Source organism: Stenotrophomonas nematodicola, from assembly GCF_009467805.1.
GTDB lineage: Bacteria > Pseudomonadota > Gammaproteobacteria > Xanthomonadales > Xanthomonadaceae > Stenotrophomonas > Stenotrophomonas nematodicola.
This window is the reverse complement of the sequence record NZ_WIAY01000001.1, coordinates 1120054-1141520: the sequence shown is the minus strand read 5'-3', so window position 1 is coordinate 1141520 and position 21467 is coordinate 1120054. Positions and strand designations below refer to the sequence as shown.

Annotated in this window: 20 protein-coding genes; 2 read left to right on the top strand and 18 right to left on the bottom strand. The window is 67.8% G+C overall.

Translation table 11 applies throughout. The features are described 5' to 3' along the window. Positions 1-19: 19 nt before the first annotated feature. The 10 genes from fabZ to GDJ08_RS05330 form a co-directional block, all read right to left on the bottom strand. The gene (gene fabZ, locus GDJ08_RS05375) at positions 20-475 is read right to left on the bottom strand and encodes a 3-hydroxyacyl-ACP dehydratase FabZ (protein WP_017355317.1); all 456 of its coding nucleotides are present in this window, start codon (positions 473-475) and stop codon (positions 20-22) included. Next, positions 472-1494, bottom strand: coding sequence for a UDP-3-O-(3-hydroxymyristoyl)glucosamine N-acyltransferase (gene lpxD / locus GDJ08_RS05370; protein WP_017355316.1), 1023 nt, complete (start codon positions 1492-1494; stop codon positions 472-474). Before lpxD ends, fabZ begins: the two co-directional genes overlap by 4 nt. 322 nt (positions 1495-1816) lie before the next feature. Then, positions 1817-4240 carry an outer membrane protein assembly factor BamA gene (bamA, locus tag GDJ08_RS05365; RefSeq protein ID WP_017355315.1) on the bottom strand — a complete coding sequence of 808 codons (2424 nt, stop codon included), beginning with the start codon at positions 4238-4240 and terminating at the stop codon, positions 1817-1819. A 72-nt stretch (positions 4241-4312) separates the two neighbouring features. Further along, positions 4313-5671, bottom strand: coding sequence for an RIP metalloprotease RseP (gene rseP / locus GDJ08_RS05360; protein ID WP_136004259.1), 1359 nt, complete (start codon positions 5669-5671; stop codon positions 4313-4315). A 34-nt stretch (positions 5672-5705) separates the two neighbouring features. Beyond that, the gene (locus GDJ08_RS05355) at positions 5706-6896 is read right to left on the bottom strand and encodes a 1-deoxy-D-xylulose-5-phosphate reductoisomerase (RefSeq protein WP_017355313.1); all 1191 of its coding nucleotides are present in this window, start codon (positions 6894-6896) and stop codon (positions 5706-5708) included. A gap of 2 nt (positions 6897-6898) precedes the next feature. After that, positions 6899-7723 (bottom strand): phosphatidate cytidylyltransferase, encoded by an 825-nt coding sequence (locus GDJ08_RS05350; RefSeq protein ID WP_017355312.1) that lies wholly within the window; start codon positions 7721-7723, stop codon positions 6899-6901. Further along, the gene (gene uppS, locus GDJ08_RS05345; protein ID WP_153164425.1) at positions 7720-8490 is read right to left on the bottom strand and encodes a polyprenyl diphosphate synthase; all 771 of its coding nucleotides are present in this window, start codon (positions 8488-8490) and stop codon (positions 7720-7722) included. The genes GDJ08_RS05350 and uppS overlap by 4 nt, the downstream gene beginning before the upstream one ends. Before the next feature lie 6 nt (positions 8491-8496). After that, on the bottom strand, positions 8497-9054 hold the full coding sequence (gene frr, locus GDJ08_RS05340) for a ribosome recycling factor (protein WP_017355310.1): 558 nt from the start codon (positions 9052-9054) through the stop codon (positions 8497-8499). A gap of 138 nt (positions 9055-9192) precedes the next feature. After that, positions 9193-9924 carry a UMP kinase gene (gene pyrH / locus GDJ08_RS05335; protein WP_017355309.1) on the bottom strand — a complete coding sequence of 244 codons (732 nt, stop codon included), beginning with the start codon at positions 9922-9924 and terminating at the stop codon, positions 9193-9195. 124 nt (positions 9925-10048) lie between these two features. Beyond that, positions 10049-11548: a GGDEF domain-containing protein gene (locus tag GDJ08_RS05330; protein WP_153164424.1), complete on the bottom strand. Its 1500-nt coding sequence runs from the start codon at positions 11546-11548 to the stop codon at positions 10049-10051. Between the two features lie 292 nt (positions 11549-11840). On the opposite strand from GDJ08_RS05330, the gene GDJ08_RS05325 reads away from it, so the two are divergent. After that, positions 11841-12536 carry an AIM24 family protein gene (locus GDJ08_RS05325; protein ID WP_017355307.1) on the top strand — a complete coding sequence of 232 codons (696 nt, stop codon included), beginning with the start codon at positions 11841-11843 and terminating at the stop codon, positions 12534-12536. A gap of 105 nt (positions 12537-12641) precedes the next feature. On the opposite strand, the gene tsf is transcribed toward GDJ08_RS05325, so the two are convergent. The 8 genes from tsf to GDJ08_RS05285 form a co-directional block, all read right to left on the bottom strand. Beyond that, positions 12642-13520: a translation elongation factor Ts gene (gene tsf / locus GDJ08_RS05320; RefSeq protein ID WP_017355306.1), complete on the bottom strand. Its 879-nt coding sequence runs from the start codon at positions 13518-13520 to the stop codon at positions 12642-12644. Between the two features lie 126 nt (positions 13521-13646). Beyond that, the gene (gene rpsB / locus GDJ08_RS05315; protein ID WP_017355305.1) at positions 13647-14453 is read right to left on the bottom strand and encodes a 30S ribosomal protein S2; all 807 of its coding nucleotides are present in this window, start codon (positions 14451-14453) and stop codon (positions 13647-13649) included. Positions 14454-14664: 211 nt separating this feature from the next. After that, a complete protein-coding gene (locus tag GDJ08_RS05310; protein WP_153164423.1) occupies positions 14665-15408 on the bottom strand; it encodes a fimbrial biogenesis chaperone in 744 nt (247 codons plus the stop codon). Then, positions 15384-15665, bottom strand: a complete 282-nt coding sequence (locus GDJ08_RS05305; RefSeq protein WP_136004255.1) for a hypothetical protein — start codon at positions 15663-15665, stop codon at positions 15384-15386. The genes GDJ08_RS05310 and GDJ08_RS05305 overlap by 25 nt, the downstream gene beginning before the upstream one ends. 71 nt (positions 15666-15736) lie before the next feature. Beyond that, positions 15737-16780 (bottom strand): Csu type fimbrial protein, encoded by a 1044-nt coding sequence (locus GDJ08_RS05300; RefSeq protein WP_136004253.1) that lies wholly within the window; start codon positions 16778-16780, stop codon positions 15737-15739. Then, the gene (locus tag GDJ08_RS05295) at positions 16777-19113 is read right to left on the bottom strand and encodes a fimbria/pilus outer membrane usher protein (protein WP_153164422.1); all 2337 of its coding nucleotides are present in this window, start codon (positions 19111-19113) and stop codon (positions 16777-16779) included. Before GDJ08_RS05295 ends, GDJ08_RS05300 begins: the two co-directional genes overlap by 4 nt. A 13-nt stretch (positions 19114-19126) precedes the next feature. After that, positions 19127-19885 carry a fimbrial biogenesis chaperone gene (locus tag GDJ08_RS05290; protein ID WP_026070699.1) on the bottom strand — a complete coding sequence of 253 codons (759 nt, stop codon included), beginning with the start codon at positions 19883-19885 and terminating at the stop codon, positions 19127-19129. 7 nt (positions 19886-19892) lie between these two features. Next, positions 19893-20417 carry a Csu type fimbrial protein gene (locus tag GDJ08_RS05285; protein WP_017355581.1) on the bottom strand — a complete coding sequence of 175 codons (525 nt, stop codon included), beginning with the start codon at positions 20415-20417 and terminating at the stop codon, positions 19893-19895. Between the two features lie 260 nt (positions 20418-20677). On the opposite strand from GDJ08_RS05285, the gene map reads away from it, so the two are divergent. After that, positions 20678-21451 carry a type I methionyl aminopeptidase gene (gene map, locus GDJ08_RS05280; RefSeq protein WP_026070700.1) on the top strand — a complete coding sequence of 258 codons (774 nt, stop codon included), beginning with the start codon at positions 20678-20680 and terminating at the stop codon, positions 21449-21451. Positions 21452-21467 lie beyond the last annotated feature (16 nt).

The following is a 21467-nucleotide window of genomic DNA, read 5'->3' as shown; positions in this document are numbered from 1 at the left end:
CGCAGGTCTCCTGCCGGACTCATTCGCGGGTGCCGGCGCACAGTACTTCGGCGCACGCCACGATCTCGCCGTCGACCTTGGCCACGCAGTCGTACACGGCCATGTTGCGGATCACGCGCTTGATCTCCACGTGCATTTCCAGCACGTCACCGGGAACGACCTGCTTGCTGAAACGGGCCTTGTCCACCTTGACCATGTAGAACAGCTTGGACTGCGCATCGCGGCCCAGGGTGAGCTGGGTGAGCACGCCACCGGCCTGGGCCATCGCTTCGATGATCAGCACGCCGGGCATGATCGGCTGGCCCGGGAAGTGGCCCTGGAAGAAGGGTTCGTTGATGCTGACGTTCTTGGTTGCGACGATGGTGCGCTTGTCGTAGTTGATCGACACGACCTTGTCGACCAGCAGGAACGGGTAACGGTGCGGGATCAACGCCTGGATCTCGGTGATGTCCGGCAGCTTCTGTTCGTGGCTCATTCCTTCTCCTTGCTCACAGACAGGATGCGACGGGCCAATGCATCGAGCTGCTTGAAGCGCGCGGCGTTTTTGCGCCACGTGCGGTTGTCGGTCAGTGGGGTGCCGGACGAATACTCGCCCGGCTCATGAATGGAGTTGCGCACCACCGACTTGCCGGTGATGACGACCTTGTCGCAGATTTCGAGGTGGCCGACCACGCCGACGGCGCCGCCGAGCAGGCAGTAGCGGCCGATCTTGGCGCTGCCGGCGATGCCGGTGCAGCCGGCGATGGCCGAGTGCGCACCGATCTGCACGTTGTGTGCGATCTGCACCAGGTTGTCCAGGCGCACGTCGTTGTCGAGCACGGTGTCTTCCAGCGCGCCGCGGTCCACGCAGGTGTTGGCGCCGATCTCGCAGTCGTCGCCGATGCGCACGCCGCCGAGCTGCGGCACCTTGATCCAGTGGCCGGCATCCATTGCCAGGCCGAAGCCGTCGGCGCCGAGCACGGCACCGGGATGGATGCGCACGCGCTTGCCGAGCTTGACCCGGGTCACCAGGGTCACCCGTGCGATCAGCTCGCAGCCGGTGTCCAGGGTGCAGTCCTCGCCGATGATGCTGCCGGGGCCGACGATGCAGTTCTCACCGACGACGCTGCGCGCGCCGATGGTGACGAACGGGCCGATGTGGGCGCTGGCGGCCACCTGCGCATCCGGATCGATGATCGCGCTGGGGTGGATGCCTGGCGGACGGGTCGGCGCGATGTCGAACAGCGCGGCGATCTTGGCGAAGGTCGTGTACGGGTCCTTGGCCACCAGCGCGGTGCCGGGTGCGGCCTCGGCATCCTCGGCGCGCAGCACCACGATGCCGGCCTGGCTGTCGGCCAGTTGGGCGCGGTAGCGCGGGTTGGCCAGGAAGGTCAGCTGGCCGGGGCCGGCATGGGCAAGGGTGGCCACGCCACGGATGGCGGTGCTGCCATCACCGTGGACCTGCAGGCCAAACTGCTCGGCGAGTTGCTGGGCGGTATAGGAAGGAGTATTCACGCCGGAAGTTTACCGTGTGCCGTGACTTCGGTCATGTTCGGCCCTTTCCGGGCCTGATCCACCACGCGCGTACGATGGGCTGTGTACCCCCCGGCTGTGCCCGGCTGCTGTTGGATTCAGGCGAACAGCGTGTGGCTGAAGGGACGTCTGGCTTGGGTGGGTCGGGGCGGGTTCGCGGCGGACGTCCCGGCGCGGGGCTACCCGGCGGCGGCTCCAGCCCGTAGCAGGTGAAATGCTGCCGTTCGCCGTTTGCTTTGCGGCTTGAGGCTCGAAAACAGAAACGCCGGGACATGCCCGGCGTTTCTGCTGATGCGTCCGACGCTTAGAACTGGCCGCCGAACGTGAACTGGAGACGCTCGATCTCGTCGCCGTCTTCCTTCTTGAGCGGGAAGGCGTAGCTGATCGAGATCGGACCGACCGGTGCGCGCCACAACAGCGCCACACCGGTGGACACGCGCAGCTCGTTGGCCTTGAAGTTGTCCACCCCGGTGTACACGTTGCCGAAGTCCAGGAACGCCGAGATGCGTGCCGACGGGCTGTCGAACAGACGCGGGAAGTACGCTTCGATCGAGCCGACCGTCTTCAGCGAACCGCCCAGCGGCTGGCCGTTGCTGTACCCGTTGATGGCTTCCGAACGCGGGCCCAGCGTGTTGTCTTCGAAGCCGCGCACCGAGTTGGTGCCGCCGGCGTAGAAGTTCTCGTAGAACGGCAGGCCCGTGGCGGTCACGGTCTTGCGGTAGTCCGGCGAGGACGTATTGCAGTTCACTGTCTGCGTCGGATTCGGGTTGTCGGTGGTGGGCGGGGTGTAGCAGAGGTCGCGGGTGACGTCCTTGCCGTAGCTGTCGCCGTAGCCGATTTCCGCGCGGGTGTTGATCACCAGCGACGGCATGATCGGCCAGTACTTGGAGAACTGGTAGTTCAGCTTGTAGTACTCGACCGTCGAGCCCGGCAGCGTGGTCTCCAGGCCGACGCGCTGGTAGGTACCGCGGGTGGGCATGAAGTAGTCGTTGCGGGTATCGCGCGCCCAGCCCAGCTCGGTACGCCAGGAGTGGAACGTGCGCTGGCCGACCGCGTTGATGTAGTCGATGATCGCCTCCGGCGTGGCCTCCCGGTAGGTGGTGATCTGGTTGCTGTCGATGCCGAACATCAGCGAGACGGTGTCGTTCTCGGTGATCGGCACGCCGAAGATCATCTGCGCCGCACCGTTGGTGCTGTTGTACTGCGCGGTGTTGAAGTCGGAGTAGTCCAGTTCGCGCCAGGACAGGTTGTAGCCCAGCGAGACGCCGTCATCGGTGAAGTAGGGGTTGGTGTAGGAGAAACCGTAGCGCTGCAGGTAGCTGCTGCGCGAGGCTTCGACCGACACGCGGTTGCCGCCGCCGAGGAAGTTGTTCTGCGACAGCTGCACCGAGGTGGTCATGCCGTAGGACTGCGAATAGCCCAGGCCGAACACGAAGCTGCCCGACGTGGTTTCCTTGACGTTGTAGACCACGTCCACCTGGTCGTTGCTGCCGGTGACCTGCGGGGTTTCCACGTCCACCGCCTCGAAGTAGCCCAGGCGCTGCAGGCGGATCTTGGAGCGGTCGATCGCGGCCTGCGAGTACCAGCTGTTCTCGAACTGGCGCATTTCGCGACGCAGCACTTCGTCGGAGGTGCGGGTGTTGCCCTTGAACGTGATGCGGCGCACCTGCACGCGCGGACCCGGCACGACCTGCATGTTGATCGCCACGGTACGGTCGGCGCGGTTGCTGGTCGGGATCGGGTTGACCTTGGCAAAGGCGTAGCCGATGTTGGACAGCGAATTGGTGATCGCATCCGAGCTGAATTCCAGCAGCGCACGCGAGAACGTGTCGCCGGACTTCTGGATCACCATGCGCTCGACATCCTCCTGCGGCAGGATGGTGTCGCCGGTGACCTTGATCTCGGAAATCTTGTACTGCTCACCCTCGGTCACGCCGGCGGTGATGAACATGTCGCGCTTGTCGGGGCTGATCGACACCTGGGTGGAGTCGATGCTGAAGTCCACGTAGCCGCGGTCCAGGTACCAGGAGTTGAGCTTTTCCAGGTCGCCGGACAGCTTTTCCTTGGAGTACTGGTCGTCGCGGCGATACCACGAGGCCCAGTTGTGCTCCTTGGATTCCCAGGTTTCCAGGATGTCCTCGGAGGCGAACTTCTCGGTGCCCACCAGGTTCACGTGCTGGATCTTGGCGGCCTTGCCTTCCTTGATCGCGATGGTGATGTCCACGCGATTGCGGTCCAGCGGGCTCACGGTCGGGGTGATGTCGACGTTGTATTTGCCGCGATCGTTGTACTGGCGGCGCAGTTCCTGGGTCACGCGGTCCAGGCTCAGGCGGTCGAAGGTGCCGCCCTCGGTCAGGCCGATGTCGCTCAGGCCCTTGAGCAGCTGGTCGCTCTTGATGTCCTTGTTGCCGGTGACGGTCAGCTTGTTGATCGCCGGGCGCTCACGCACGGTCACCACCATGATGTTGCCCTGGCGGTCGATCTGCACGTCTTCGAAGAAACCGGTCTTGTACAGGGCGCGGATGGTCTCGCCGACCTTGTTGTCGGTCAGGGTGTCGCCACGCTCCACCGGGAGGTAGGTGAACACGGTACCGGAGGTGATGCGCTGCAGACCATCGACACGGATGTCGCTGACGGTGAAGGGCTCGGCTGCCTGCGCCAGGGCGGGCGCGCCGAAACCGGCGGCGAGTGCGAGGGCAAGCAGGCGGCGATTGGGGAGTCGCGTCATGTCACGTCCGGTTGGAGTCGATTTCAACATTGCGGGATGCCGGCGTGTAAGACGACGACAAAAGAAAAAAGTTCATCGCTGGGCCAGACCAAGGATGTCGTTGTAGAACGCCAATCCCATCAGTCCCGCCAGCAGCGCCAGGCCGATGTACTGACCGGCGGCCATGGCGCGCTCACTGAGCGGGCTGCCCTTGACCAACTCAATAAGGTAATACAGCAGGTGCCCGCCGTCCAAGATGGGGATGGGCAGCAGGTTGATGATGCACAGGCTCAGCGACAGCAGGGCCAGGAAATACAGGAACCAGTCCACCCCGCGCTTGGCCGTGCCATTGGCCACCTGGGCGATGGTGACCGGCCCGGACACGTTCTTCAGGGAGGCGTTGCCGGTCACGATGCGGCGCATCATGCCCAGCGAATCGCCGGCCAGGCGGGCGGTTTCGCGCAGCGCCACCGGCACGGCGGCGAACGGGCCGAACTTCAGCTCGGCGTCGTAGGCCGGGGCATGGCCCTGCGGGAAGGCGATGCCGAGCTGCCAGGTCGCCTGGCCGCGCGGACCCTTGCCCGCCTGGGGGGTGACCTCGAGCGCCAGCCGTTCACCGGCACGCAGCACGTCGATCATGCCCGCGCCACCGCGCTGGCCAAGCGCCAGCACCTGGGCCGGCACCTGGTCGGCCGCTTCGATGCGCTGTCCGTCCACGGCCACGATCAGGTCGCCCGGCAGCAGCACGCCGTCCGCCGCCGAGCCCGGCACCACGCTGTCCACCAGTGCCGGCTGCAGCCAGTACTGCCAGTTCAGGCCCGCCAGCACCGGAACACGGCGCTCGTCGAAGCCGGCCGGCAGCTGTGACAGCGGCAGGAGGCGGGTGCGCTGCTGGTCCTGGGTGTCCAGCACCTCGACCTGCGCGTCCTTGCGGTCCATCGCCGCCGTGGTCAGGGCCATGCTGGCCTCGCCGGCGGTGACGACGTCGCGCCCGTCCACCCGCAGCACCCGGTCGCCGGCCTGGAGGCCGGCGGCCTGGGCCATGCCCGTGGTGCGGCCGATGGTGGCCGAATAGTCCTGGCGACCGATCACGAACATCGCCCAGAGCAGGGCCACGCAGAGCAGCAGGTTGGCCAGCGGGCCGGCGGCCACGACCGCGATCCGCTGCCAGACGGTCTTGTTGTTGAAGGCCTGCGAGCGCTCGGCCAGCGGTACCTCGACCTCGCGCTCATCGAGCATCTTCACGTAGCCACCGAGCGGAATGGCGGCAATCGCGAATTCGGTGCCGGCGCGGTTGCGGCGCATCCACAGGGGCCGGCCGAAGCCGACAGAGAAGCGCAGTACCTTCACCCCACAGCGGCGCGCGACCCAGTAGTGGCCAAACTCATGGAAGGTCACCAGCAGCCCAAGGCTGACGATCATCCACCAGACCGATCCGATGAAGTCACCCATGAGCGATGGCAAAGTAAGAGGGAGCGTCGGGCATTCAGGCGGGGTCGATGGCGGCTTCGGTGATCTGGCGGGCACGGCGGTCCGCGCTCAGCAGGACCTCCAGTGTATCGGCGGACTCCACCGACAGTGTTGACAGAGCGTTAGCCACCAGCGCCGGAATGGCAAGGAAAGCGATCCGACCCTGAAGAAACGCTGAAACCGCCACTTCATTGGCCGCATTGAGCACGGCCGGCGCGGTACCGCCGGCGGCCATCGCCTGCCACGCAAGCTTCAGGCAGGGGAAGGCGTCGGTGTCGGGGGCCTCGAAATCCAGCCGTCCCTGGGTCAGCAGGTCCAGCCCGCCGACACCCGAGTCGATCCGGCGGGGCCAGCCCAGGCCGACGGCCAGCGTGGTGCGCATGTCCGGCAGGCCGAGCTGGGCCAGGGTGGACCCATCCACGAACTCGACCAGCGAGTGGACCAGGCTCTGCGGGTGCACCAGCACGTCGATGCGCTCGCCGGGCACGTTGAACAGGTGGTGGGCCTCGATCACTTCCAGGCCCTTGTTCATCAACGTCGCCGAATCGACCGAGATCTTCGGCCCCATCGACCATTTCGGGTGCGCCACGGCCTGGGCCGGAGTGACGTCGGCCAGCTCGGCGCGGCGGCGGCCGCGGAACGGGCCACCCGAGGCGGTGAGGATGATGCGGCGGACGCCGGCCCCGTCCAGGCTGGCGTCACAGGAGCGCAGGCACTGGAAAATGGCGCTGTGCTCGCTGTCGATCGGGATGATCTCGGCGCCGGCCGCGGCAGCCTGGCGCATCAGCAGTTCGCCGGCCAGCACCAGCGACTCCTTGTTGGCCAGCAGGATGCGCTTGCCGGCCCGGGCTGCGGCCAGCGTGGACGACAGCCCGGCCGCGCCGACAATGGCCGCCACCAGGGTGTCGCAGGCATCGCTGGCGGCCAGGGCATCCAGTGCGGCCGCCCCGGCATGCGCTTCGGTGGCCAGCCCGGCGGCCTGCAGGCCGGCGCGAAGGGCCGGATACAGGGTCGCGTCGGCGATCACCGCGTGATCGGGCCGATGCGCCACGCACAGCGCGACCAGCGCGTCGACCTGACGGCCGGCAGCCAGCACGCTGGCGCGATACCGGTCGGGATGGCGTGCCATCACGTCCAGCGCGGATGCGCCGATCGAACCGGTGGCGCCGAACACGGCGACCTGGCGGGGGGTGTTGACGCTGGTCATGCTCAGAATCCGAAGATTTCCTTGCCGAGGGCGAAGACCGGCAGGGCGGCCAGCACGCCGTCGACGCGGTCCAGCACGCCGCCGTGGCCGGGGATGATGTGGCCGGAGTCCTTGGCGCCGGCGTGGCGCTTGATCAGGCTCTCGAACAGATCACCCAGCACCGAGGCGAACACGGTGACGACAGCGGTGATGGTCAGGCCCACCAGGTGGCCGCTCTCGACCCCGGCGATGAAACCGAAGCCCAGCGCGACCAGCAGGCCGGCGACCATGCCGCCGCCCAGGCCTTCCCAGGTCTTGTTGGGGCTGATCCGCGGCGCCAGTTTGGTGCGGCCGAAGGTGCGGCCGGCAAAGTAGGCGCCCGAATCGGCTGCCCACACCACCGCCAACGCGGTCAGCAGCCACAGGTGGCCGTTGCTGCCGCTGGCATGGATCAGCACCAGCGAGGCCCAGGCCGGGACGATGGCCAGGGTGCCGGCGAGCAGCTTGAGCGCACGCGCCGGGCTGCTCGGGCTGGCGCCGAAGTTGAAGAAGCGCAGCCATACCAGGGCCAGCACCCACCAGCCGATGCCGATCAGTGCGGCGATCTGGTACAGCACCAGCGAGCCGTCGCCGGCCCACACGATCAGCACCATCAGCACCAGGTTCAGGACCAGCAGCACGGTGCGGGCGAGGGTGTCGTCGACATCGGCCAGCTTCAGCCATTCCCACAGGCCGATCAGGAACACGGCGGCGGCGGCGGCGGCCAGCCACGGGGTCGGCAGCAGCAGGATGGCCGCAATGGCGACCGGCGCCATGATCAGTGCGGCGATGACTCGGGTTCTGGTCATGGGGTCGTGGTCTCGGTGGCCAGGGCGGCGATCTGGGCGCTGGTCAGGCCGAAACGACGTTCACGCGCGGCGTAGGCATCCAGGGCCTGCTGCAGGACGGCGGCATCGAACTCGGGCCACAACACGTCGGTGAACCACAGTTCGGTATAGGCCAGCTGCCACAGCAGGAAATTGCTGATGCGGGTGTCGCCGCCGGTGCGGATGAACAGATCCGGGGGCGGCAGGTCGGCCAGCGCGATGCGGCTGCCGAGCAGGGCTTCGTCGATCTGCTCGGGCAGCAGGCGACTGGCCGCCACTTCGGCGGCAAGGTCGCGCGCGGCCTGCGCGATGTCCTGGCGGCCGCCGTAGCTGGCCGCGATGTTCAGGGTCATCGCGCGGTTGTCGGCGGTGCGTTGTTCGGCCAGCTGCATGCGGCTGACCAGGCCGGCGCCGAAGCGCTGGCGGTCGCCGATGAAGCGTACGCGGACCCCGCGCCGGTGCAGCTCGTCCACTTCGCGATCGAGCGCATTGAGGAACAGCTTCATCAGCGCATCCACTTCCTCCTGCGGCCTCCCCCAGTTCTCACTGGAGAAGGCGAACAGGGTCAGCACGGCGATGCCGCGCTCCAGGCAGAAGTCGATGGTGCGATTGACCGCGCGCGCGCCGGCACGATGGCCGATCACGCGCGGGCGACGACGCTTCTGTGCCCAGCGCCCGTTGCCATCCATGATGATGGCCAGGTGGCGGGGCAGGGGCGCGGCAGTGCCGCTGGACGGGGCTGAGGTCATGGGGGCTCAGACCGCCATCAGTTCCTTTTCTTTCTCTGCCACGACACTGTCGACGTCCTTGATGGACTTGTCGGTCAGCTTCTGGATGTCGTCTTCACCGCGCTTCTTGTCGTCTTCGCTGATCGACTTGTCCTTGAGCAGCGCGGCGATCGCCTTGTTGGCGTCCTGGCGGATGTTGCGGATGGCGATCTTGGCGCCTTCGCCTTCCTTCTGCACCTGCTTGCCCAGCTCCTTGCGGCGCTCCTCGGTCGGCGGCGGCAGGTTCAGGCGGATCACGGTGCCGGCCACGTTCGGGGTCAGGCCGAGGTCGGAGGCGTAGATGGCCTTCTCGACGTCCTTGATCATGCCCTTGTCGAACAGCGTGATGACCAGCGAATGGCCCTCGGAGACGCTGATCGAGGCGACCTGGTTGAGCGGCGTGTCGGTGCCGTAGGCCTTGACGGTGATCCGGTCCAGCAGCGACGGCGATGCGCGGCCGGTGCGGATGGAGGTGAGGGTGTGCTTCAGAGCATCGATGCTCTTTGCCATGCGCGTCTGCGCGTCCTGCTTGATATCGTTGAGCATCGCCCGAATCCTGGATGTAACTGGAATCGGGCGATTATAGGCGAATACGGGCCGATACCGGGCCCATCGGCACCAGTTCCGCGCCGCTGCGTGGGCTGCGGTTGCGGAATCGGTGCCGTTTGCCGGCGGCGGCGGGGGTCAGGCAGCGCTGTCGCGGCCCTGCACCAGGGTGCCGATGTTCTCGCCGTGCAGGATCTTCAGCAGTTCGCCCGGCTGGCCCATGTCGAACACGCGCAGCGGCAGGTCGCTGTCGCGCGCCAGTGCGAAGGCGGCGGTATCCATCACTTCCAGGCCGCGGCGGATCACTTCGTCGTAGCTCAGCGTGTCAAAGCGCACGGCATCGCTGTACTTGTTGGGGTCCTTGTCGTAGACGCCATCGACCTTGGTGGCCTTCAACAGCAGATCCGCGCCGATCTCGATGGCGCGCAGGGCGGCACCGGAGTCGGTGGTGAAGAACGGGCTGCCGACGCCGGCGGCGAAGATCACCAGGCGACCCTTTTCCAGGTGCCGGATGGCGCGGCGGCGGATGTAGTCCTCGCACACATCGTTGATCTTGATCGCGCTCATCACGCGCGCCTTGGCGCCGAGCTTTTCCAGCGCATCCTGCATGGCCAGCGCGTTGATCACCGTGGCGAGCATGCCCATCTGGTCGCCGGTGACGCGGTCCATGCCGCCTGCGGCCAGGCCGGCGCCGCGGAAGATGTTGCCGCCGCCGATGACCAGGGCGACTTCAGCCCCGGCCTGCTGGGCCTCGAGCACTTCACGCGCCAGCCGGTGGATCACTTTGGGGTCGATGCCGTAGTCCTCGTCTCCCATCAGCGCCTCCCCGGAAACTTTCAGCAGGATGCGGCGATAGGTGAGATTGGACATGGTGGCCTCTGGATGCGTGGAAAACGCGGGAATTCTACTGGAAGCCGGGCCGCGGAGCAGGATTATTTTGCTGCACTGCGGCGTCCGTGGCGGGACCGCCGGGGGCCTGTCGTCACGGCCCCGTTCAGGCCGGGGCGGAGCTCGGGGAGCGAGCGATGACGCGGTTGCGGCCCAGGTTCTTGGAGCGGTACAGCACGTCGTCGGCGGCCTTCAGCAGGTCCTGAACATCGGCGAAACGCTCGTAACCGCCCTGGGTCGCCACGCCGGCCGAGAAGGTCACGAACAGGGGGCCTCCCTCCAGTTCGGCCATCGGCGTGTTGACGATGTTGGCCAGGACCCGGCGTACCACTTCCAGGGCCACCGGTTCGGTGGTGTTGGGCAGCAGGGCGATGAACTCCTCGCCGCCGAAGCGGGCCACGGTGTCGCTGTTGCGGAGCTGCTCCTGCAGCTTGCTGGCGAACATGCGCAGGACCTGGTCGCCCATCAGGTGGCCGTGGGCATCGTTGATCTTCTTGAAGTCGTCCAGGTCGATGAAGGCCACCGACAGGGGCCAGCCGTGCCGGGTGGCGCGCAGGAACTCCTGTTCCAGCACGGCCTCGAGCTGGCGGCGGTTGAGGACGCCGGTCAGGGCATCGCGATGGGCCTGCTCGGCCAGCCGGTTGGCGCGCGCCTCGAATTCATCGGCGCGCTTGCGGGCCTGGGCGGCGTCCTGCATCTCGCGCAGGTTGCGCAGGGTGGCCAGTTCCTGGGCGTGGTCGATCAGCTGCTGGACGCGCGCCGGGGAGAACAGGGTGGTCTCGAACAGGGCGCCGATGTCCGGCAGCGCTTCGCTGATGCGCGCCAGGACCTGGTCGAACTGGGCGCTGTCCAGCTGCAGCCGGGTATTGACCAGCTGCAGGGCGTGTTCGCGGGCCGCATCGGCGTCGCGGCTCAGCCAGATGTCGGCTACCGCGCCCGAGACGGCGACGCAGGCCTGGAAGGTGTCTTCGGTGGCCTCGGGCTGCTCGCTGCGCGCGATGCTCTCCACCAGGTAGCGCGGCAAGGCCCACGCTTCGGCGATCCAGGCGCCTACGTCGGCATGGCTGCAGGCGAGGTGTTCACGTTCCAGTGCCACCAGCGCGTCGTTGTCGGCGGCCTGGCGGAGCAGGGGCAGATAGCGTTCCGGCTCGGCCTGGGCCAGCGCGAGCACGCCGATGTCCTGCAGCAGGCCGGCCAGCATCAGCTCTTCGGCCTTGCGCAGACCCCGCGCCTGGCCGAGCAGGCTGGCGGCGAGGGCGCTGAGAATGCTGCGTCGCCATGCGCGTTCGCGCAGGTCCTGGCCTTCGCCCGGGTCGGTGAGCCCCTGGGTCACGGTGAAGCCAAGGGCGAGGCTGACGGTGGCGTTGAGGCCGAGCATGGTCAGTGCCTGGCCGAGGTTTTCGATCCGGCGGCGGCTGGCGTACAGCGGCGAGTTGGCGATGCGCAGCATGCGCGCGCTCAACGCCATGTCGATGGCGATGATGTCGGCGGCAGTGGTGATGTCCGCTTCCGGGTCCTGCGCCAGCTCGATGATGCGCAAGGCGATACCGGGTGGCGAGGGCAGGTTGCGGCAGAGCGCCAGGGCGGCTGTCAGCTCGGGAGGCATGGCGGGGCTATTGATGTGTTGTGGCAAGAATACATGGTGTGCGTCACAGATTTGATCGTGGATTCTTGCGTTGTTATGGAAACTGGCGTTGGCAATGGTGCGCCGAGGCGCCATGCAAGGCAAAACCAGTGGGCAGACTGCAGGGGGCAGGCGCGACAGGTTCTTTGGTAACACATCCGCCGACGAATGGGGGAGTGGCGGGTGAGAGGTGGGGGCCTGCGGTTCGAAGGCGTGCGCCGTTGGGGCGGTGGGCGCTACCATTCGCGGTCTCAATCTCAAGGACGTTGTCCCCATGACCGTGAAGTCGCTTCAGGAGTTTCTGTCCACCACGCAGGAAAAGGATGTGAGCGCCGACGCGTTCGAGCTGGAAAGCCCGCGGATGCTGGAGGTGCGTGTCGATGGTCTGGTGTGGGCCAAGGCGGGGTCGATGGTGGCGCGCAAGGGCGGGGTGAAGTTCACCCGCCAGGGCATCCTGGAGCAGGGGCTGGGCACGCTGCTGAAGAAGATGGTCAGCGGCGAAGGCCTGCAACTGATGAAGGTGGAAGGGCAGGGGCGGGTGTACCTGGCCGATGCGGGCAAGAAGGTGACGCTGCTGCGGTTGGCGGGCGAGTCGATCTTCGTCAACGGCAACGATGTGCTGGCCTTCGAAACCGGGATCGAGTCGAAGATCACGATGATGAAGAAAGTGGCGGGGATGCTGTCCGGCGGGCTGTTCAACATCAGGTTGAGCGGGCACGGCATCGTGGCCGTGACGTCGCACTACGAGCCGATGACGCTGCGGGTGACGGCGCAGGGCGGGCCGGTGTTCACCGATCCGAACGCGACGGTGGCGTGGTCGGGTTCGCTGTCGCCGGAGGTGGTGGCGGATGTGTCGCTGGGCACGCTGGTCGGTCGCGGCTCGGGCGAGAGTCTGCAGATGAAGTTCGCCGGCGAAGGCTGGGTGGTGGTGCAGCCCTACGAAGAAGTGTCGTTCCAGTCAAAGGGCTGAGGGGCGCTGCAACGTCAACGGCGGCGATGTCACGCGCAGAGGCGTGGAGCAAAAAAAAGCCCGGCGTCAGCCGGGCTTTTTCGTTATCGCGCTGGAGGCGATGGATCAGGCCAGACCGGCCTGCTTCATCACTTCGGCCGCGTAGTCTTCCACGACCTTCTCGATGCCTTCGCCAACGGCCAGGCGCTTGAAGCCGACCACGTCGCCGCCGGCCGCCTTCAGCACCTGCTCGACCGACTGGTTGGTGTCCAGCACGTACGGCTGGCCGTACAGGGTCACTTCGTTGACGATCTTGGCGATCTTGCCGCTGATGATCTTTTCCAGGATGTCGGCCGGCTTGGACTTGTCCTTGTCGGACATCTTGGCCAGTTCGATTTCCTTTTCCTTCGCCACGAAGTCGGCCGGCACATCGGCCGCCTTGTTGTGCGGCGGGTTCATGGCAGCCACGTGCATGGCCAGGCCACGGGCCAGCTCGGCGTCGCCGCCGGCCAGTTCAACCAGCACACCGATGCGGCCGCCGTGCACGTAGGCAGCGACGTTGTTGGTCGATTCCAGACGCACGATGCGACGCACGTCGACCTTCTCGCCGACCTTGGCGATGACGGCGGCGCGGGCTTCTTCGATGGTCTCGCCGGTCGGCAGCTTGGCGGCCTTCAGCGCGTCGATGTCGGCAGCGCCCGAGCTCAGGGCGGTGGCGGCAACGGCCTTGGAGAAGTCCAGGAAGTTGCTGTCCTTGGCGACGAAGTCGGTTTCGGAATTGATCTCGACCAGCACGGCCTTGTTGCCGTCCTGGGCGGCAACGATGATGCCTTCGGCAGCAACGCGGTCAGCCTTCTTGTCGGCCTTGGCCAGGCCCGACTTGCGCAGCCATTCGGCCGAGGCGTCGATGTCGCCGCCATTTTCGGTGAGTGCCTTCTTGCACTCCATCATGCCGGCGCCGGTGCGCTCGCGCAGTTCCTTGACCAGGGAAGCAGTGATTTCCACGGGATTTCCTCACGAAAGAAAGGGGTTGGGCCGGCATGGTGGCCGGCCCGTGTGACAGTGTCCTGTCGTCGCGCCGTCGGCAGCGGACAGGATCGGTGGGCGCGTGGCGCCCACCAGGGGCCTGGATCAGGCCTGGGCTTCGCCCTTGTCGGCAGCGGCCTTCTTGGCCGGAGCGCGACGAGCCGGCTTGCCTTCTTCGGCGGCCGCGGCTTCGGCGAACTCTTCTTCACGGACGGTGGCGGCGTGCGGCGCAGCAGCCTTGCCTTCCAGCACGGCGTCGGCAGCGGCGCGGGCGTACAGCTGCACAGCGCGGATGGCGTCGTCGTTGCCCGGGATCGCGTAGTCGACCAGTTCCGGGTTGTAGTTGGTGTCGACGACAGCGATCACCGGGATGCCGAGCTTCTTGGCTTCCTTGATGGCGATGTCTTCGTGGCCGATGTCGATGACGAAGATCGCGTCCGGCAGACGGTTCATGTCCTTGATGCCGCCCAGCGAGGCTTCCAGCTTGTCACGCTCGCGACGCAGGCCCAGCACTTCGTGCTTGACCAGCTTGTCGAAGCTGCCGTCGGTTTCGCCGGCTTCCAGTTCCTTCAGGCGGGCAACCGACTGCTTGACGGTACGGAAGTTGGTCAGGGTGCCGCCCAGCCAACGCTGGTTCATGAACGGCATGCCGCAACGCTCGGCTTCTTCGCGGATCGACTCGCGGGCGCTGCGCTTGGTGCCCAGGAACAGGATGGTGCCGCGCTTCTGGGCAATGCTGGAAATGAAGTTCATCGCGTCATTGAAGAGCGGAACGGTCTTTTCCAGGTTGATGATGTGGATCTTGCCGCGGGCGCCGAAGATGTACTGGCCCATCTTGGGGTTCCAGTAACGGGTCTGGTGGCCGAAGTGGACGCCGGCTTCCAGCATCTGACGCATGGTGACCTGGGGCATTGCAATACTCCTGAGTGGGAACCGGCCGCCACGGGTAATAGATGGGCGGTCCGCCGCGAGGCGGGTGGTTCCGGGGTTGGGCTTCCCGGTCGTCTCCGTGGCCGAACTCCTTGCGGAGCACCCCGGCACGGATGGGGACGACAGGTGTGGATTCACCGGTGACGTCCGGTGTGGACGGTTTTCACGCGAAGAGCGCGGGAAATCCCGTCGATTATAGCCCGGCTGCGGCGGCCGGCGCAATTGGCGGGGTGGCCGGGGCCAGATCGGCCTGGGCGGCATCGTCCAGGCGGGCCTGGAAACGGCCGCGGTGGTAGCCGGCCGCCCGGGCCGGCAGGGACCATTGGCGCATCCGGCCCGGCAGGACGTAGCCGGCCAGGCCGGGGATCAGCGGGTGGCGCCGGCCGTGGTGGTCCACGAAGGCCAGGTCGGCCAGGCGGACATGGCGAGGGCCGTCATTGTAGAGCCGAAGGGACGGGCCGGGCAGGGCGTCGCCGAGCTGCACGGTCAGGGCGGGCGGACCTGCCGCGTCGCCGTCCGGGGCCAGGAACACCGGCAGCGAGACCTGCAGGGGCGGGCTGTCCGGCCCTGCGCGGAGCAGCAGCCGGTAGCTGCGCTCCTGCGCCAGCGGGCCGCTGTCCAGCCGCACCACGCGCAGCCGCTGCCGGCCGCCCGGGGCAATGGTGAGCCGGGTCGGGCTCAAGGCCACGTCATCGGCCGGGGTCAGCAGCTCCCGGTCGGGCGTCTGCTCCCAGCGATACAGCCGTGCGTGGCCCGTCCATGCGCCCGGGTGGGTATTGTGCAGCCAGAGTTCGCCGTCGGCGCTGCCGGCGGGGAGGGCGACCTGCAGCGGCGCGATCTCCAGCGCCTGGCCCGCCGCGACGCCGGGCAGCAGCCCTGCCAGCACGGCAAGCAGCGCCGCCCGCGGCGCGATCAGAAGATGAAGGTGGGAGGCCATGCGCGCTCCGGGCCGGGCGGTGCCGTTTCATCGGCCGGGGCCAGTGCCTGCACCTGCGCAGGTGGCGGGGTGCCATCGTCGCTGCGCTGGTGGGCCGCCTGACAGGCGTCCGTCGCCGGGCCGGACGGCAGACGGCATGCCTCGACGACCCGCAGGGTGATGCGCAGGGGCGTGGCGGGGGCGCACAAGGCTGCGGGGACGGCCAGGCTGGCGAGCAGGCTCAGCGCCAGCAGCGGGACGGAACGGCGGCGGATCATCCACGTCGACAACAGGGAGGGCGACGGGGTTATCGGCGTTGTGGCGCCATGCTTGAGGGAACGCCACCGGCCTAGAACGTGATGGTGACCTGGACGCGGTCGTTGTAGCTGCCTTCGGCCACCGCACCGACCGTGGCCGGTGCGCGGCCGTACACGGTGATCGGCTGCGCGCTGCCGGTGCCCGTCTGGGCAAGGGTGTCCACGTTCTGCGTAGTGCCCCAGCGCAGGGTGCGCGCGCTGTCGCGGTACAGCTCATAGGGAATGGTGTAGGCGGCGTTGGTGACGTGCCGCATCCGCCGCACGCTGGTGCCACCGGCATACAGGCCGTTGTCCAGCGCGACCGTGAACGGCGTGCGCTTCAGGCAGGTGGTGGTGATGGTGGAGGTCTGGTCGATCGCGCTGGCGATGCTGCCGGCGCGGCTGCCGAAGTCCATGTCGGTGGCGACCGTGGCGCTGCATTGCGCGAGCACGTTGGCGGTCACGGTGAACGGGAAGGCGTCGGTGGCGGTCTTGTGCCCGGTGGTGCCGGCGGTGCAGGTCGCCGGGGTGGTCGAGCCGCCCAGGAGAACTTCGTTGTAGGCGTATTCCAGGGTGACCGCGCTGCCGGAAAAACTGCTGGTGTAGCTGCCGAAGGCCAGCGCCTGGTTGGCCGGGATCTGGCCGTAGAGGGTCAATGTGACTTCGCCATTGCCACCCAGGACAGGCACCGGGTACTTCAGATCGACGACCTGCGCCGGGGGCGTTCCGCCCGGCAGCAGTCCCCACGGGATGGTGCGCGCGGCATTGGTGTAGAGCTGGAACGACATGGTGTCGCCGAAGGTGTTGGTCATGCCGCGGAACGGGGACAGGGTGGTGCCCGTGCTGCCGGTTCCGATGCCGACACAGACCCGGACCGACGCGTCGGCGAGCAGGGACAGGCCGACGGTGCTGCACTGGATCTTGAACGACACCATCACATTGGTCGGCGCCGCTGCGCCATTGGTGATGGTGCCAAAGGCGAGCGCGCCCGGGGCGGTCGCGGTGCAGGTGGTGGCTGCCCGCGCAGGCGCCGGTACCAGCCACAGGCACGCCAGCAGCGCCGCCAGCGGCAGTCCGCTGTGCCAGGCGCTGCTCATGGGGGCACCGGCAGGCAGCGCAGCGGGCCGATGCGCAGGGGCGTGCCGTCGGCCGCGCCGACCACCGCGACCTCGACCTCGCAGCGGCCGGTCTCTGTCTCCACGCGCAGGCGGCTCTGCGCAGGCAGATCGTCGAGGTAGGCCTCGCCGTCATAGCCCACGATGGTCCGGCGGCCATCGGGCAGGTGCACGCGGCTGCCCGGGGGCAGGGCCAGGCCCAGCGGATCGTGCAGTACCACGGTGGCCTGGCGGGTGCGCCGCAGCCCGAAGGCAACGCCCAGTCCGGCGTTCTGGCGCGGCGTCACCCAGGTGTCCACCCGGTCGGCGCGCATCTCGGCCGGCAGGTCGAGGGTGTCGATGGAGAGGCGGTTGCGCTGCCAGGACAGCAGCGGGGTGACCAGCAGCAGGCCGTTGGCATCGGTCACCCCGATCAGTCGGTTCTCCAGGCGCACCGGGATGCCGCCGATACCATCGGTGGAAACCACCGCGAACGCATCCGGCACTTCGCGTGCGGCAAAGGCATGGCCCCCCATCCAGACCAGGCTGCCGGCGGCATTGGCATAAGCGAAGTTGGCATCGCCCTGGCGCGAGGCGCCGAGTGCGTAGCGGCCGACCCGGTTCAGCCAGCCCAGTTCGGCCAGTCCGCCGGCACCACCATCGCCATCGCGGGCCTGCAGCCGCCAGCCGAACCCACCCTGGCTGCCGTCCCCCGGAACCGGTTGCGAGACATCCACGGCATACAGACGGCGGTCGCCGTTGCGCTGGGCCGACACGCTGCTCTGTCGGTTGCGGCCCAGGCTGGCCGACACCGACAGGTAGACGCTGCGGTCGTCACGGTCGGACAGGTCCTGGTTGAAGGACAGGTAGGCAGACCAGCGCGCCGAGAAGGTCTTGTTCCAGAACAGGCTGGCGTAGCGGTTGTCGTCACCGTCGGGATAGGACAACCGCAGGTAGCTTGCGCTGATCGCGCCGGCGCGGCCCAGGGTCAGGCCCAGGGTGAGCTGGTCGGTGACATCGGGGGGCAGGGCCTCCTGCAGGGCGCCCAGGTCGCGGTAGTCGCCGTGGGTGCGGCGGGTGGCGGCATTGACGTTGACGCGCCGGTTGTTCCAGCTGTAGCCCAGCGCCCACTGGCCACCCTCGCGACCGTTCACACGGCTGCCGGCATACGCTGCGTTGAACACGCCGCCGGGGCCCAGCAGCCACCAGCCGCCGGCGCCGGCGTTGGCCACGCCGCCACCGCCTTCGGCGTGGGCCTCGGCGGTGAAGCGGTTGCTGACACCGTGGCGCCAGGTGCCGCTGACCAGCACCGGGGTGTCGTAGGCGAAGGAGTGGATGCCATATTCGCGGCGCATCCGGCCCACGCCCAGTGACCAGTCGGTGAGGCCTTTGGCGAGCAGCTGCTGGGCGCCGTAGAAGGCGAAGTCCACGGTCTGCATGCGCCCGTAGGCGTCGGTGATCACCACCTGCGCGTTGCCGGCCCCGCTGATGCCGGGCTGGGCGGCGAGCTGGAACGGCCCCACCGGGACCTCGCCGTTGTACTGACGCAGTCCGTCCACGTACAGCTCCACGCTGGAGGGCACCACCGCCTCGCCAAGGAAGGTGGGCGTGGGGGTGAGCACACGGTAGGGCTGCAGTCCGTAGTTGCGGCCGATCTGCACGCCGCCCATGCGTACCGGGCGGCTCCAGTCGACGAACCCGCTGAAGAAGTCGCCCACGGTCAAGGTCGTGGCGCTGTCGGGGAAGTCCAGTTCCCAGTGGCTGTCCAGACGGACGCTTTCGCCGCGCCAGTGGCCACTGCGGCCTTCCTGGTAGGTGCGCAGCAACTGGGTGCTTTCCAGCACGCCACGGCCGAGGCCGAACGCGCGCCACTGGGTGGTGAGGGCCAGGTTGCCCGCATCCTGGTTGTGGCTGGCATACACGTCGTAATTGAGCAGGGCGCCCGGCGACGCGCTGGCCACCGGCGTGGGCGCTGCCGGGCGTTCCAGCAGGGTGGTGGGCAGGGTCAGCTGCGACAGCGGCGCGTCCAGCGCCAAGGTCTGCAGCGCAGCGTCGTAGCGCACCACAACGCCGCCCAGGGCATCCAGTGGCAGCGGGGCCTCACCCCGCACGCTGAAACCGAGCTGGCGCAGGGTGGAGGCCGGGGCCATCAGGCGGCCGGCCTCCAGCGAGAACGGCAGCAGACCGCGTGGACTGCGATTGAGGGTCACATCCAGATACAGCGTCTGCGTTGCCGTCAACGGCGTGGGTGCCGGCAGCATGGCGTCGCCGGACGCGCCGATATCGGCCTCCGCCGCGCTCGCGGCCGGGGGCAACAGGCTTGCAGCCAGCGCCATCCGCACGCACGCCTCAGCGAGACGGTGGCGCAAGGGGGAGCGGGGTCTGGGCCTGCTCGCCATTGATCTTCGCCGAAAGCGTGCCGCCCGCCATCCGGGCTGCGGTGAGTTCCAGGGGCCAGCGCATGGTCTGGCCGCTCAGTACATACCCGAGCAGGCCCGGCTGCACGATCTGCGGTCGCGCGGGGTCGCCCACGGCGAGGTCGGCGATCTGGGCATAGCTGTTGCCGCGGTTATGCACCTGCAGCGCGATGCGCCCCGCGCCGAGATCGACCACGCTGGCCTGCAGGTCCGGGGCCGGCGGTTGTCCGCCGGCCGGCTGCACGAACACCGGCAGCGAGTAGCGCAGTACGAACTGCATGCCCCGGCGGGCCGGGTCGAGCGTTGGTACCTCATCGACGATCACCCGATACGCGAGCTGCGCAGCGGGCGCTTCCGGCTGCACGCGCACCACCCGTATCAGCTGCTGCTGGCCGGCGGCCAGCGACTGCATCGGCGGGCTCACTGCCAGCTCGGTGGTGGGCTCGAGCGCGTCCTTGCCATCGCGCTGCGTCCAGCGGAATACGCGCGCCTGCACGTCCACCGGCGAGGTGCCGCTGTTGCTGACCCACAACGCGTCCGCATTCTGTCCAGGGGTGAGCTGCAGCGAGGTCGGCGCGACCTGCAGGCTGGCGGCGTGGACCATGCCGGCGATGCCGAGCCACAGCCAGGGCAACGCCCGCCATGCCGACGCCGTGGGTCGCCGTGGGCGCCCCGGTCCGAAAGTCAGCATGGCAACCTCAGTAGGAAATGGTGGCGGTGACGGTGTCCTGATAGCTGCCGGTGGCGGCGTTGTTGACGCTGGGATTGGCGATCTGGCCGTACACGTTGTAGGCCAGCGGCAGGCCGGTCCCGATGCCGGCCACGGTGTTGGTGCCGGCGGTGGCACCCCACACGGTGTTGTGGCCGGCATCCTGGTACAGCTGGTAGCCGACAAAATTGTTGGTGGTCACCGCCGCATTGGTGTTCTTCATGCGCCGGGTGGTGACGTCATTGGCCGTGCCCGCGTTGGAGCCGGCGTTGAGCGCGATGGTGTAGGGCGTCAAGGCCGAGCATTGGGCGGTGATCGTGCCCTGGGCGTTGGAGGGGCTGGTGGCGGTGGACAGCGCACTGCCGAAATCCACGTCCGTGGCGGCTGCCGCCGTGATCGTGCAGGCCTTGGTGATGATGATCTTGACGTTGAAGGTGGTCGTATCGGCGGCCAGGGCGGGGGTGGACAGGGCCGCCAGGCCGACACCGACGAGCAGGGGACGCAGGGATCGCATGGGCATTCTCCTTGGACGGGGGTCCTGGATGATCAGGTCGATGCTGACGTACTGCAGGGACGGGCGCCGGGCGGGCGCTACCCTGCTTATAGAAGCGGGGTTGTCGGGGAAACGTGAGGATTTCTGGCCGGATTTGGCGTTTTTTGCGTTCACGCGGCGTCCCCGGCGCACGGCGGCCCCGGTCAGCCAGCCGAACCTCGGCTGTCGGCGTTCCCGCCGGCCCCGTTCAGTCTGGCTCCGGATCGGCGATAATGGTCGCCATGAGCGTGAATCTGAAAACTCCCCAGGAAATCGAACTGATGCGCATCGCCGGCCGTCTGGCCAGCGAGGTGCTCGACATCGTCACCCCGCACGTCAAGCCGGGCGTGACGACCGAAGCGCTGGACCGCATCTGCCACGACCACATCATCAACGTGCAGAAGGCCACGCCGGCCAACGTCGGCTACCGGGGCTTCCCGAAGACCGTCTGCACGTCGGTGAACAACGTCATCTGCCACGGCATTCCCAGCGAAGCCAAGGTCCTCAAGGACGGCGACATCGTCAACATCGACGTCACCGTGATCAAGGACGGCTGGCACGGCGACACCAGCCGCATGTATTACGTCGGCACCCCGTCGGTGATGGCCAGGCGCCTGGTCGACACCACCTATGAAGCGATGTGGCGCGGCATCCGTGCGGTCAAGCCGGGCGCGACGCTGGGCGATATCGGCCATGCGATCCAGAGCTATGCCGAAGCCGAGCGGTTCAGCGTGGTGCGCGAGTACTGCGGCCACGGCATCGGCAAGATCTACCACGACGAACCGCAGGTGATGCACTACGGCCGCCCGGGCCAGGGGCTGGTGCTGCAGCCCGGCATGACCTTCACCATCGAGCCGATGATCAACGAGGGCACCCGCTACAACAAGGTGCTGCCGGATGGCTGGACCGTGGTGACCAAGGACCGCAAGCTGTCGGCGCAGTGGGAGCACATGATCGCGGTCACCGAGACCGGCGTGGACGTGCTGACCCTGTCGCCCGGCGAATCGCAGGTCTGAGCATGCTGCCGGCGAG